12 protein-coding genes and 1 riboswitch are annotated in these 12,232 nt (G+C 44.6%); of the genes, 3 read left to right on the top strand and 9 right to left on the bottom strand.

Translation table 11 applies throughout. The annotated features are described in order from the left end of the window. The first annotated feature begins 25 nt into the window (after positions 1–25). Positions 26–421, top strand: a complete 396-nt coding sequence (locus tag ACLWBB_RS18425) for a hypothetical protein (protein ID WP_413289032.1) — start codon at positions 26–28, stop codon at positions 419–421. A 22-nt stretch (positions 422–443) separates the two neighbouring features. Here ACLWBB_RS18425 and ACLWBB_RS18420 read toward each other — a convergent pair whose 3' ends face one another. Continuing rightward, on the bottom strand, positions 444–1,424 hold the full coding sequence (locus ACLWBB_RS18420) for an alpha/beta hydrolase (RefSeq protein WP_413289031.1): 981 nt from the start codon (positions 1,422–1,424) through the stop codon (positions 444–446). Next, positions 1,402–2,619 carry a hypothetical protein gene (locus ACLWBB_RS18415; RefSeq protein WP_413289030.1) on the bottom strand — a complete coding sequence of 406 codons (1,218 nt, stop codon included), beginning with the start codon at positions 2,617–2,619 and terminating at the stop codon, positions 1,402–1,404. Before ACLWBB_RS18415 ends, ACLWBB_RS18420 begins: the two co-directional genes overlap by 23 nt. A gap of 229 nt (positions 2,620–2,848) precedes the next feature. Between ACLWBB_RS18415 and ACLWBB_RS18410 the strand changes: the two genes are divergently transcribed. Next, positions 2,849–3,265, top strand: a complete 417-nt coding sequence (locus ACLWBB_RS18410) for a hypothetical protein (protein ID WP_413289029.1) — start codon at positions 2,849–2,851, stop codon at positions 3,263–3,265. 2 nt (positions 3,266–3,267) lie between these two features. On the opposite strand, the gene ACLWBB_RS18405 is transcribed toward ACLWBB_RS18410, so the two are convergent. The 5 genes from ACLWBB_RS18405 to ACLWBB_RS18385 all read right to left on the bottom strand — a co-directional run bounded on the left by ACLWBB_RS18405 (position 3,268) and on the right by ACLWBB_RS18385 (position 8,917). Continuing rightward, the gene (locus tag ACLWBB_RS18405; protein ID WP_413289028.1) at positions 3,268–3,753 is read right to left on the bottom strand and encodes a hypothetical protein; all 486 of its coding nucleotides are present in this window, start codon (positions 3,751–3,753) and stop codon (positions 3,268–3,270) included. Positions 3,754–3,831: 78 nt separating this feature from the next. After that, complete coding sequence (locus tag ACLWBB_RS18400) at positions 3,832–4,434, bottom strand: class I SAM-dependent methyltransferase (RefSeq protein WP_413289027.1); 603 nt, start codon at positions 4,432–4,434, stop codon at positions 3,832–3,834. Positions 4,435–4,437: 3 nt separating this feature from the next. Continuing rightward, positions 4,438–4,923: a hypothetical protein gene (locus ACLWBB_RS18395; protein WP_413289026.1), complete on the bottom strand. Its 486-nt coding sequence runs from the start codon at positions 4,921–4,923 to the stop codon at positions 4,438–4,440. Further along, positions 4,916–5,013, bottom strand: a riboswitch (purine riboswitch). Its footprint overlaps the gene before it by 8 nt. A 31-nt stretch (positions 5,014–5,044) precedes the next feature. Beyond that, positions 5,045–7,738 (bottom strand): valine--tRNA ligase, encoded by a 2,694-nt coding sequence (locus tag ACLWBB_RS18390; RefSeq protein ID WP_413289025.1) that lies wholly within the window; start codon positions 7,736–7,738, stop codon positions 5,045–5,047. 189 nt (positions 7,739–7,927) lie between these two features. Further along, a complete protein-coding gene (locus tag ACLWBB_RS18385; protein ID WP_413289024.1) occupies positions 7,928–8,917 on the bottom strand; it encodes a hypothetical protein in 990 nt (329 codons plus the stop codon). A 145-nt stretch (positions 8,918–9,062) separates the two neighbouring features. Between ACLWBB_RS18385 and ACLWBB_RS18380 the strand changes: the two genes are divergently transcribed. Then, positions 9,063–9,881 (top strand): TIGR02147 family protein, encoded by an 819-nt coding sequence (locus ACLWBB_RS18380; RefSeq protein WP_413289023.1) that lies wholly within the window; start codon positions 9,063–9,065, stop codon positions 9,879–9,881. A 13-nt stretch (positions 9,882–9,894) separates the two neighbouring features. On the opposite strand, the gene ACLWBB_RS18375 is transcribed toward ACLWBB_RS18380, so the two are convergent. Together ACLWBB_RS18375 and ACLWBB_RS18370 are read right to left on the bottom strand one after the other, a co-directional pair. Further along, positions 9,895–10,623 carry a DUF4360 domain-containing protein gene (locus ACLWBB_RS18375; RefSeq protein WP_413289022.1) on the bottom strand — a complete coding sequence of 243 codons (729 nt, stop codon included), beginning with the start codon at positions 10,621–10,623 and terminating at the stop codon, positions 9,895–9,897. A gap of 99 nt (positions 10,624–10,722) precedes the next feature. After that, a complete protein-coding gene (locus ACLWBB_RS18370) occupies positions 10,723–12,087 on the bottom strand; it encodes an HD-GYP domain-containing protein (RefSeq protein ID WP_413289021.1) in 1,365 nt (454 codons plus the stop codon). Between the last annotated feature and the right edge of the window lie 145 nt (positions 12,088–12,232).

The raw sequence follows: 12,232 nt of genomic DNA, 5'->3' as shown, positions 1-12,232 counted from the left end.
TTGCCGCTAACCAACAGGAGTTCAGATGAAATCGATTTTCGCATCCATTGTAACAACACTTGTTTTGTTGATGGCAGTTACTGCAAATGCAGCATCCGGAGTTTGCACACTCGATTTGTCCAAACTCAGATTTGAAGAGACTTCGATCGGAAAGAGGATCATTGGCGAGCCGCTTGAAACAAAAACTATTTCAGTTCAAATTCCAGCGGATGCCGGTCCTTATGACTATTTTAATCTTACAGGCACTATCGGTGAGTTCGAAATTTTTGCTATGGTAGAACCGGGCGAACAAAGGGTTTCTAACATCATTGTCTCAGATAGAACCCATATGATAGAATTAACCAATGACCAAAACTTAGTGTCGCTTTCAAACATGCAAAGCATGCAACGAGTGACGGTGTATTGCAAATACGAGCAATAAGGCACCGTCATTACAAGAGGTTCTATTTATTAGCTAGAACCTCATTCAAGAATAGAACTGTTTTTTGATAAACTTCCTGGCTGACTTCAGGCATTTCGTTAGTGAGTTCATGGTAAGACTCTGGATAACGCTCAAGTTTAAAATGAGGCGCGTTCTGCTGAAGAGTTTTTTCCACTGCTGGCGCGTTCACGTAAAAATCGTTTTCCCCTGTAATGAACGTAAGGCCCGGAACTTTTGGTGAGATCTTCCAGTTCTGAGATATTTTTGAGCTCATTAGCAAATTTGTAGCAAACATTGGAATATGTGCTGGGGAAAGCGGTTTGATCGGATCAACATGCGGATTCGTCATGCCTTCAAATTTATTGCGAGTTAAAGTTCTCTCGGTAATAACTTGTTGGAACGTTAGGAGCTTCTTTGGTTCTGCCGCAGATTCACCCACGAAGGCGCGTACATGAATTCCAGGCGCGAATAGCACAACAGCGTCTGCCCATTGTTCGTGAGCAAGCATATAAGCTGGCAATCCGCCCGTAGACCAACCCATAACAAGTTTTTTACTTTGCGAACAGTCACGGCCATTCACAGAATCTTTCAGGGTTGCGTATTTTTCCCAAACCAATTGCGCTTGTGTAGAAAGCTGCAGAGTAGGGTTCATAGGATCAAAAATACGGGTGTTGTTCATAGTTCCGCTGGAACCACCTTGCCCCATAAAATCAAAGAAGACACTGCGATAGCCATGCTGACTTAGATACTGAAAAAGAGGAGCTTGATTCAAACCAGAATCCGCTAAGCCCTGTAAGTAGATCACGCAACCTTTAAAAGGCACTTCGCTGGATTCACGATAGTAGCCGGTTCTTAGGCTGACGTCATCTACAAGCAGGGTCTTTACGTCATACGGAGTTTGTTCCAAATACCATGAAGACTCGGATGCCATCGTGGTTGAAGAGAATGCGAACAAAGTTAATAAAGCGGAAAGGACATTTTTAAAGCGCATAGCTTTTTGCATAATTCACCAATTTTTCTGGAGAGATTTCGTTATCAAGCTGACCGAATACTACATCTAAAGATACATCGACATTGTCATGCGTATCTACGCATACGATACCTGCGATGGTTTTGTCGTTCACAATGTGCACCGACTGGGTACCATCAGACTCCACACGAGTGCCGTCTTTATCAGTTGTTACTGTGTACCCTTGAGGCTTTTCAGTTGCACGCTGGAAACGAGAAGCACTGACGCTGACGTTGATGACGTGGCTATTGCTAATTTTGATCGGGCAGAAGCCCGTAGTTCTATTCACAACTACGATGTTGCCGCCTGAAGAAGCGTCGCTGATAGAGAACAAACTATCCAAAGACTTTGCAGTCTCTGTTGGATTTTCCAAGAAGGATACCATGCTTACCTTTTGCGCTTGAGTCACTGGTTCACGGTCGATCAAAATCTTCGCTTCTTTTACCTTTGCAAGATAAAGCGCATGCAAAGCTACGCGAAATTCGCCAACTGGGTTTAAAAACTTCCAGTACTCCAAAGTCTTTTGTTCTACGGGGCCACTGAATTTGGCTAAAAACTTAATCCAAGACATTGGTAGCTCTGCGTACTTGGCAGGAACTAGAACGCGACCCGAATTCCAGAAATCGATCATTTCTTTTTCGGTGATCATGCGGTTCTGAGGCAGTGTTACTACCAAAGTTTTATCTCGAAGTGCGAGTCCCACATTCGGTGTAGAGTGTGCTTGAATTTCTAAGCGGCGGAATGCAAAGAGCATCGAGCTTGTGCGCCCAAAGCTGCGTGCATGGAACCACGAAGCAAAGTTAATGGCGCGACGGATGTTGTTTTCGATGATAGAGGCTTTACGCTTTTTCATCACGAGAGCTGGCGTGAACTCTTCGCCGCCTTCAGTTTCAAAACTGGTTGTACCAACTTCGATTGTTGGTAGACCGTTTTGCGGGCCATAGGCCTTTGTAAAAGACTTTTGAAGAACGTCCGTAGAAAGGTCATACCCTTGAACCAAACGAACTGAGATGGACTCAAACCACGCTTGGGCTCTTGGTATTTGGTCGGCGACGACTTGGTTATTGAGGCAGGCAATGAACTCAGCTTGGTCTGATTGCAGGCACACAGGGGCAGGGGCTTGTTCGGCTGCGTAGGCAGCGTTTAAGCTTAAAAAAAGACCTGCTAGGGTCAGACTCATTGCTTTCATGGTGGGGGCCTCCATTCAGAGAATCCTAGAGCAAGATAGTGGCCTAAAAGACCACAGCCAGGGCTATTTTATGCGATTTGAGGGTAATAAATACCTGTAAAGCCGTAATTTGTTATACAGCCTCTGTTCAGCCTTTAGACGGTAAACCGCCTTAGAAATCTTTTCCGTGACCTTTGAAAACTCAATCGGCTCAGTTATAAAGATCCACTTTCAAAAATAAGAGGTCTTTATGATTCGTGCCTTCATGTCACTTTTAGTGCTTTCTTTGGTTTCTACATCTGCTTTTGCAGAACAGTCTTGCGACACATCTTTGACTCTATCGTGCCGCGCTCTTTATCGTGCTGACAGTAATGTCATTACAGAGTTTGTCGGTCAGAGCGCATTTACCAATGATTCTTGCGCAGCTCAGGTCGAAATCGTAAATGGCAACTCGACTCTGCAAATTTCAGCGACACAAAATCCAGAAAATAAGATTGTTACATTTTCGGCGATCGCTCTTCATTCAGATGGACAATCTTCTAAAGCAGCAACTGGATATGCTTCTGCAGGTGTAGCAATGAATTTTGGTTTCTTGCATTTGCCAACGCCGCTTCAATCAGGAAGTATCGTAGTTAGAGACGCTTTAGTTGGCTGCTTAGTTCGTTAGGGCTATTGCGCCTTACAGGCCAGAGGTCTAAGGCCCGCGTGATCACGAGCATAGGTAGTGTTCAGATCGCGGGCTCCTGACATCTCTAGAAGGGGAAGGCCCACGGGGTCGATACTCTCGAACGTATAATAGACATCTGGCGAGACAAGCTGCCTTGATTTTATTTTCCAAAAACTGCCATTCGGAACGCATGAAGAATTAGCAGTTACATTAAACCATCCGATGCCCCAAGCATCATGAATATCTCCAGTCAGAGCACAGCGACCAGTTCCATTCATTAAGCCATAGACGCCGCTGCTGGTGAGATCTTCAAAATCAAGTCCGATATCTGAGATATCTAACTCTGCAAGTTGTTCTCCGGGAGGACATTGAGTCTTCGCAATCGTCTCGAGTTTTTGTGGATCAAAATTCGCAGCTTCACTATTGTCCTTATTTTTAGAACAAGCAGAGACAGCGATGATGAATACAAAGACGAAAAGATATTTCATGCTTTTATAGGCTAAGAGAAGTGTCGCTTTTTGACTATTTTTATGAAGACGAGTCTAGGCAGGGATTCGAATCGATCCTTACTTTTGGCGAGCCAACCACACCGTAGCGCCGCCGGCCGTTTTATCTTCAACGGTGTGAGATAGCACTTCGAAGTGATGCTTTTCCAGAAGCGAGCGGTATTCTGCAGTATCTAGGGATGCGTGATAAAGATTCTCGCCACCATTTTCACTCCAGACTTCTCCGAGAGTAGTTCCTGAAGTGAACATCAACACGCCTTGTGGATTTATGTGCTTTTCCAGAATTGGAAAGATCGCTCTTTGATCATCAGCTGTCAGATGAAAAAAACTATGCCACATAATGATCGCATCGAATTTTTCTGAAAGGTTCAGACTGCGCATATCGATCAGACGAATATCTGCTTGGGGAATATATTGTTTCGCAAGCTCGATCATTTGGGCACTGCCATCAACAGCTGTGACTTTGAAGCCCTGATCTAATAAAAAAGCAGCGATTGGTCGACCGCTGCCACATCCAAGATCTAAAATTTTAGCGCCTTTTTGCAGGTGTGAAGTCAGCGCCTCTAAATGATGAAGCTCAAAGGATAGGTCCTTTGAGCGTACATTATCAAACCATGAACCGATTTTGTTATAGGTCTCGTAGACTTTACTTTTGTCAGCCACGAATTACAGATGGTCAACGTAGAGCTTGATCTCAGCAACGAGATTCAAGTTGTTCTTTGCTTTCTTGATCAAGATCACTGCGTCCTTCTGAAGGATGCGACCCAAGTCCATCTTTTCACAGAGGGCTTCTTCCAAAGAATCCGTCAAGGTGTAGACGCTGACATGTTGAGGCCACAAGTTCGTGATGTCGTTACTGCCACCCATACAAAGTGGGATGTAGTGATCAATTTTAAAGTTTTTGCGATCCATGCCTTCGATGTTGTAACCGAAAGATTTATCGTAGTTAGCAATGATTTGTCTTTTCAGAGCGGGGCTTACGTCACGATTGCAGTAAGCAATTCCTTCTGGATAACGGTGGCTGTTTGGATTGGCGCAAAGTTGGCCTGGAGTAAGCTTTTTAGCGGGACCTTGAGGGTAACCACCTGCGAATGACTGGTGGAAGCTGAGTAAGCAGAACAAGAGGGTCGCGAGAGCAAAGGCTTTCTTCATCTTATCTCCAAATAGCCCGCCTTTTACGGTGACGGATAGAAACGCCGGACCTTATTTCCAGCTTATACTTAGGACTCGATGAGTTATATAGCCTCGGGCTCTCGGGACTTCAACCCCCTATTTATTGAAAACGTACCAGAGCATCCTTCATGGACTCCAGCTGCAATTTACTGTGAGCTAATAGCTCCTTATCGGCTGCTACGACGTCTTCATCAGCATTTGCTATAAATTTTTCATTAGAGAGCTTGTTGGTCAGTAATGAAATATCTTTACCCAGCTTCTCGATCGTCTTGTTTATACGCTTAATTTCCTCGTCAAAGTCGACCAAGCCTTCAAGTGGGATGATGACTTTAATCTGACCGTTTTTGGTAGTAATCGGAGCCACCGCACACTTCTGCATATTGCCGTCAGCGCCGATGTCCAAGTTTCCAAGGCGAGCCATTGTCATCAAAGCAGTCTTGTTGTTACCCAAGATCTTTTGCATCTCAGCTTCGGTGATACCCAAACGTACATTGAGTTTTTCAGCAGGGCTGATGCGGTTTTCACCGCGGATGTTACGGATCGCAGTCACAACGTCCTTTACGATATCGATTTCGTAAGCCGATTGTTGAGAACCCAATGCCAACAAGTCCTTATCGTTACGAACATTTGGATATTGATCCACGATACAAGCTTGGCCACGAATCGGAAGCTTTTGGTAGATCTCTTCCGTAATGAATGGAGCCATCGGGTGAAGAAGTCTCATCATGCGGTTTAGAACTTGCGCCATCACCAACTGAGTTGCTGCACGTTCTTCTTTGTTTGTGCCAGTCAGAATTGGTTTTGTGAACTCGATGTACCAGTCACAGAATTGATTCCAAGTGAACTGATACAAAGCTGTTGCCGCGTCTGAGAAGCGCTCTTGTTCCAAGGCGTCTTCCACAGTTTTTTCCACTTCCGCAAGCTTCGTAATAATCCACTGATCAAAAATAGAGATCTGCGATTTGTTCGGCAGAGCTTTCACGCCATCTGCTGGAACTTGGAAGTCTTGCAAGTGGCTGAGTGCGAATCTTGCCGCATTCCAGATCTTGTTCATGAAATTGCGGTAGCCCTCAAGACGTTGTTCCGAGAACTTAAAGTCTTTGCCAGAGTACAAGTGTGCTAGGAACGAGAATCTGAGCGCATCAGCTCCGTGCTTGTCGATCATTTCAACTGGATCGACAGAGTTACCGGCACTCTTAGACATTTTCTTACCTTGAGCATCGCGAACCAAACCGTGGATGTAGACCGTTCTAAACGGCACATCACGTTTGAACTCAAGACCCATCATGATCATACGAGCAACCCAGAAGAAAATAATATCGTGGCCAGTTACCAAGTAGCTGGTTGGATAGAATGTCTTCAGAGTTTCAGTCTCTTCAGGCCAGCCCATTGTTGAGAACGGCCACAAAGCCGAACTGAACCAAGTGTCCAGAACGTCTTCTTCTTGAGTAAGATTTTTCTTATGGCACTTTTCACACTCTGCAGGGTCTGTTTCAGCAACAGTTACGTGACCGCAATCAGCACAGTTCCACGCAGGAATACGATGTCCCCACCAAAGCTGACGAGAAATACACCAGTCTTCGATGATGTTCATCCAGTGAAGATAAACTTTTGTCCAAGACTCAGGTTCAAAGCGAATGGTTCCGCTTTCAGCCACACGGCGAGCAGGCACTGCAAGGCCTTCTGTTTTTACGAACCATTGTTCAGACAAGAAAGGCTCTACCACCGCGCCTGAGCGCGAGCAGTGACCCACGTTGTTCACATGTGGTTCTTCTTTTACTAGAAGGTTTTGTGCTTTTAAGTCTTCAATAACTTTTTTACGAGCTTCGATAACGCTCAAGCCTTGATAAGGGCCTGCGTTTTCGTTCATAGTCGTTTTCTTCGTCAGGATATTGATGAAGTCCAAATGATGAGTTTTACCGATCTTGTAGTCGTTAAAGTCATGAGCTGGAGTGATTTTCACAACACCAGAACCGAAGTTTTTATCCACGTAAGTATCAGCGATCACTTTTACTTTGCGATTGATCAAAGGCACGATCACGTTTTTACCGATAAGGTGCTTATAACGATCGTCTTCAGGGTTTACGCAAACCGCAGTATCGCCCAAGAGTGTTTCGGGACGAGTCGTTGCGATGGTTACGAACTCACTAGAGCCTTCAACAGGGTAGTTGATGTGCCACAAAGAGCCCTTCACTTGTTTGTATTCTACTTCCAAGTCAGAGATGGCTGTTTCTAGAGGGCCTGACCAGTTGATTAGGCGTTGGCCTTTGTAGATCCAGTTCTTCTTGTAAAGAGAAACGAAAACTTTGCGAACAGATTTAGAAACGCCTTCATCCAAAGTAAAGGTTGCGCGTTCCCAGTCGCAAGAATCACCCAGGCGGCGCATTTGTGAATAAATGCGATTTCCGTATTGGTGTTTCCACTCCCAGATTTTTTCTACGAATTTTTCACGACCCAATTGGTGACGTGTTACGTGCTCATTCTTTTTAAGCTCACGTTCCACAACGCTCTGAGTGGCGATACCGGCATGGTCTGTTCCCGGCAACCACATCGCATTGAAACCGTTCATACGTTTCCAGCGAATCAACAAATCTTGAATCGTGTGATCCAAAGCGTGGCCCATGTGCAAGAAGCCCGTGACGTTGGGCGGAGGCAAAATGATGCTGAAGGGAGGTTTGGTAGAACGAGCTTCGGCTTTGAAATAGCCGGCGTCTTCCCACCATTTGTAAACACGGCCTTCAACTTCTTGAGGGTTGTAGCGATCCGATAGCGAATTGGTATTTTGCTCTGACATAATTATCCTCGTGAAAATAACGACTTAGGATAACTTACCAGAGCCTCTAAGACAAGAAACGCCTTCCCAAAAGGGACCTGGTCTCTTTTGGGAGTCGGCTTCCGATTTCTGGAAATTTACGCGGAGCAAGGAAGCATTTGGGTTCTTGTCCAGCTCGATATTTGGCCAAGAACCCGACTTTAATGAGGATTAAGGGATTTGCAAAGAGCAGTTCAGGAGTTCTGCAGAGGCGCTTGTGCTTGGGTAGGTCGCTGATGTCCAAGACATGTAGTATCGCGGAGTTTGATAACCCTTGATAATGCGGCCGTTGATATCAATAACGGGTTCCCATTTTTTGGTCATGATGACGATGTCCTGGTCTTCAAAATCAGAACGTGCAGAAGTGCCCAATTCGATTTTTGTACCGACTTTGTCGTCGCCTTTAATTATTGGAAATTTTTTTGCCTCTTCAAAATTAAACTCTGATTGGAAAACATCAACGGTCTTTTTACTCATGACTTGATGACCGCCTAACATTTGGAATTGGAGTATCCAACGTCCATCAGCCGCTTTGTAAGCTAAAAAGTAAGTCCCTTTGGCAATACATTTTAGGTGATCTGTCGGGGCAGCATACATTGGGTCTATCCATGCAGTAGCGCTATCGAAGAGATTCGCCACAACATGACGGGATCTTTGAGAATCCTTGGCGCCACTAAGTCTTGCGGTCGCATAAACGGCTTCATGAAGAACCAATGCCGCTTGTTCGATCGATGGCATTTTATCCCAGATATCGCCATTAATTAAAATCTGATTGTCGTTAAAGTAGTTGGCTGCTTGCTCGGCTTTGCAGCCTCTTGGGACACCGATAAGGAGGGCATCATCAATAGGTTCAAGTTCGACTCCGTAAGTGATTTTCATGTTTCTTTGAACACTGCCAGTGTACGCTTCAATGAGGCCACGAGAGCTCAGAGGAATAGCAGCAAGAGCCTTCTGAATATGTGTGGGTCTCATTAGCTTATCGGACTCTGGAATGTCCAATCCATAAAAAGTGCGGCCTTCATACAGATCTAGAGTTTGTGCAGAAGTGATTTCTCCATTCGCATCTCGACAGACGACAGCTTTGCCACCGCCACCACTGATAGCACCCGCATTTGCATACGAACCGACAGATAATAAGATGAATAAGATTAAATTTTTCATAAGTACCTCTTGTTTTACAGAGCAATCATTGCTGCTGACAACCTCAGTATCGAACTTATAAAAAAATGCGATAGATTTAATTTATAAGTTTGCTATAGTTAATATTATAAAATACTCACGTTAATCTAAATAAATTAGGAATATCATGATCTTAAGCGTTTATGATTTTAAGGAATATTCGCCATATTTATTGAAAGTCTTTGGTGATAAAAGTCAGAGAAAGGGCCTAAAGTCGCAGGCGGCAAAGTATATTGGGTGTCATAGCACTTTCATATCTCAGGTTTTGCATGGAAAAGTGGTTCTAAATCTTGAGCAGGCCGAGAAGCTAAATCATTTTTTAGGACACAATGACGAAGAGTCTCACTATTTTCTATTGTTAGTCCAAAAAGCTCGAGCAGGAACCAAGCCGCTAGAGACCTATTTTCAAAATCAACTGACGCAAATTCTTAAAAATCGGCAAGTGCTGAAAAAGCGTGTCGGAAAAACGGAAGCTATCGCCGGAGAAGATGAGCTTCGATATTATTGCAGTTGGCAGTTTGCTGCCATTCATGTGGCTTTGTCGATTCCTGAGCTCGCGTCCCCAGAAGCTATTTCTAAACGGCTCGGTATCTCTATGTCTCAAGTCAGAGCTATTCTAGAGTTCTTAGTAAACACGGGATTGGCAAAAGCCAAAGACCTTCGTAGCTTTGAAATTGGTCCCAAGCATATTCACTTAAGCTCGGAATCTCCGCAGGTGAGGAACCATCATATAAATTGGCGCAATCGCGCGATTCAGTCCATCGACAACGATGTGAAGAACAATATGCACTATTCTTCTGCGGTCACACTCTCTCGAGAAGATGTCAGTAAAATCAAAGAGCTCTTGATTGAAAATCTGAGCTCTATGAATAAGGTCATCCAGCAATCTAAAGAAGAAGAAATCTACGGCCTAAACTTTGACTTTTTTAATTTGGGCAAAGTTTAGGACCTTTTCTTCGTTACGGGAAGCGTGGTGGGCGACCAGGATTGTTTGGAGGACGTGTTGGTGGAGGGGTGTTGCCCGGAGGTTGGGGTTGAGGGCCTACGCCCGAGCATTTTCTCCAAACCAAACCGTACTTTTGCGATTGAACCTGACCGTCAACGGTATCCAGAGTGATGATCGAAGCAGCCGGAAGTCGCCAATTCACTGCACGAGCCGTTAGGAACGTCGAAACAAAAAGACTTTGCGTTCTTGCTGCGCACGGGGACCAAGGAGCTATCCGTGGATCAATTTGATTGCGGATGAAGTAGTTATCCTGGAAAGGTCCGTTGAAGTTTTGGTTTTTAAATGAATAGCTGCTGCCATCTTGAAAGCCGGGACGTTCATTCGGTGGTTTGCTGCCATCAAAAGAGTAAAGCGCTTGGTGAGTGGCCACGGCTCCTGCTTCGACGCTGGCAAAACCGCGATAGTCCGCCGAAATAACGGCGTATTGCCAACCTGTAGGAACCGCAAAATCAATACGCATCTGGCACGTTTTGCGATCCAGAGTCATTTGCGGAGTGGACTCGGCAATGTACTGATCAAAAAGCAAAGAAAAACTTTGCCCATCAGGCGCGATCGTTGCGGCATAACTTCCGTCCGGGCAACCGTTTCCTCTGGCTTGAATTTGTTGAATTTGAACTCCTGGTGGAACTTGTGCAGAAGCGCTCAATGACGAGCCTAGTAACATAAGAATTGGTAGCAACATTAAAAATCCCCCTAAGTGGTGGCAAGGTGCCACGCTCGAGGGATATTGCAATCACAGGGCCATGTAATTTATTGCCAAAAAGTCACCAAAAGTTCGCGATTAGCTTGTGACTTTGAAGTGTGGACGCAGTTTGTAGAGAGTCGCCAGCGAGTAACCGTCGCCAACTTCCAGTTTTGCCTCGATGAATGCTTGGAACGCAGCCGCAAAATCTTTTTTGATGTCACCCATTCGAATAGTCAAGCATTGGTCGATCTCTTGGCTTAGGCGAACGAGGGCACTGTCTTCCGTGATTTTATTCGGAGACGGTTGGTTAGGGAATCCTTTTTGATCTGTGCGTTCGTGAGAAAGCATAATCATATTTCTAACATCGTCATCCAAAGGGATGCGTTTAGAAAGAATCTGATTCACGCTAAAAATCGGATGCTTTTCAAATTCCATTTTCTCTTCCGCAGACAGCTTTCCGGCTTTTTGCTCACGGATTTTTTCAGTCGCAGCAGGTGACAGCAACAAAATTCCGATATCTGAAAGAAGAGCGGCCAGCATCACGCGTTCGGGCTCGCCAATATTACTTTTGCGGCTAAGAAGGCCTGCATAAGCGGCGATAGCGGTGCCTCTTTCCACAGAGCCAAAGTCACCCACCGAGGAGTTATTGATGATTTGCCATGGGTAGCGGACCTTTTCCAAAGACGTTAGAAGATCTTTTGTAAACTTCTTGCAGTCTTCAAACAGTAATTTTCCATCTGAGAATGAAGTTGAACTTGTCTGGTCGCTCAGGATCAGAACAAGATCTAAAAACACTTGCTGCAGTTTAATAAATTGAGCGCGGCAATTTCGAACTTCTTGATGTTCTTCATCAGCAGGGAAGGATTTCACATATTCCAACCATTTGGAAACGTCATTGCGGTGAAGATAGAGTTCGTCGGCGTCTTCGTAACGACACAAGAATTCGTTCCCAATATTAAGACCTGGTTTGTACACCTTCAGATATTTTTGGTTCTTCGGCATCAGCATGTACAAAGGGGCTTCCAAACTAGAATCTAAAATAAGGTCTGTGACCTTGATAGGCAGATAAGCACTTTTAATGACTTGGCTTGTGATGAATTCTAATTTGCTGTTACTTGTGAATTCTGTATCTAAAATAATTAAGTTCGCGCCAGACTTTTTTAAGAGCTCCATTTGTTCTGGTTTCACACGAGCATCCAAAATACAAATGATGTAGGACTTATCCATCATCTGTCGTGCAACTTGAATGGGGCCTGCCGCCTCATGGATATTAGAGAACTTTGTGCAGTCTAAGATAAAGCACTTTACGGAACCAGCGTCAGTTGTGTCGTTGCTGAAAGTGTCAGGGTTGTCATAATGAGAAAAGTCGAAAGAAAAACGAGACGCGAGATGGGCACATCTTTGGATGAAACTCTGATTCGTTGATATGGCTACTAGGTCGAAAACTCCTGAGTTGCTCATAGGCCTCATACCTTGGTTATACGTCCTAATTTAAGATCGGACATATGTAGAGAAAGCATGAGTTCGAAGTGCTTGAAAGATCGAAATAATTCTATAAATAAATACTTGTATGTGTATGATTTTGAGGTGTCCCAACAAGTTTTGG

Source organism: Bdellovibrio sp. HCB337, assembly GCF_047302465.1.
Taxonomy (GTDB): domain Bacteria; phylum Bdellovibrionota; class Bdellovibrionia; order Bdellovibrionales; family Bdellovibrionaceae; genus JACMRP01.
The sequence above is the reverse complement of the archived record's forward strand: the minus strand, read 5'-3'. Positions and strand labels throughout refer to the sequence as shown.

Coding starts and splice junctions, on each gene's coding strand:
- ACLWBB_RS18425 (WP_413289032.1), top strand. CDS start 26: ATGAAATCGATTTTCGCATCCATTGTAACAACACTTGTTTTGTTGATG.
- ACLWBB_RS18420 (WP_413289031.1), bottom strand. CDS start 1,424: ATGCAAAAAGCTATGCGCTTTAAAAATGTCCTTTCCGCTTTATTAACT.
- ACLWBB_RS18415 (WP_413289030.1), bottom strand. CDS start 2,619: ATGAAAGCAATGAGTCTGACCCTAGCAGGTCTTTTTTTAAGCTTAAAC.
- ACLWBB_RS18410 (WP_413289029.1), top strand. CDS start 2,849: ATGATTCGTGCCTTCATGTCACTTTTAGTGCTTTCTTTGGTTTCTACA.
- ACLWBB_RS18405 (WP_413289028.1), bottom strand. CDS start 3,753: ATGAAATATCTTTTCGTCTTTGTATTCATCATCGCTGTCTCTGCTTGT.
- ACLWBB_RS18395 (WP_413289026.1), bottom strand. CDS start 4,923: ATGAAGAAAGCCTTTGCTCTCGCGACCCTCTTGTTCTGCTTACTCAGC.
- ACLWBB_RS18390 (WP_413289025.1), bottom strand. CDS start 7,738: ATGTCAGAGCAAAATACCAATTCGCTATCGGATCGCTACAACCCTCAA.
- ACLWBB_RS18385 (WP_413289024.1), bottom strand. CDS start 8,917: ATGAAAAATTTAATCTTATTCATCTTATTATCTGTCGGTTCGTATGCA.
- ACLWBB_RS18380 (WP_413289023.1), top strand. CDS start 9,063: ATGATCTTAAGCGTTTATGATTTTAAGGAATATTCGCCATATTTATTG.
- ACLWBB_RS18375 (WP_413289022.1), bottom strand. CDS start 10,623: ATGTTGCTACCAATTCTTATGTTACTAGGCTCGTCATTGAGCGCTTCT.
- ACLWBB_RS18370 (WP_413289021.1), bottom strand. CDS start 12,087: ATGAGCAACTCAGGAGTTTTCGACCTAGTAGCCATATCAACGAATCAG.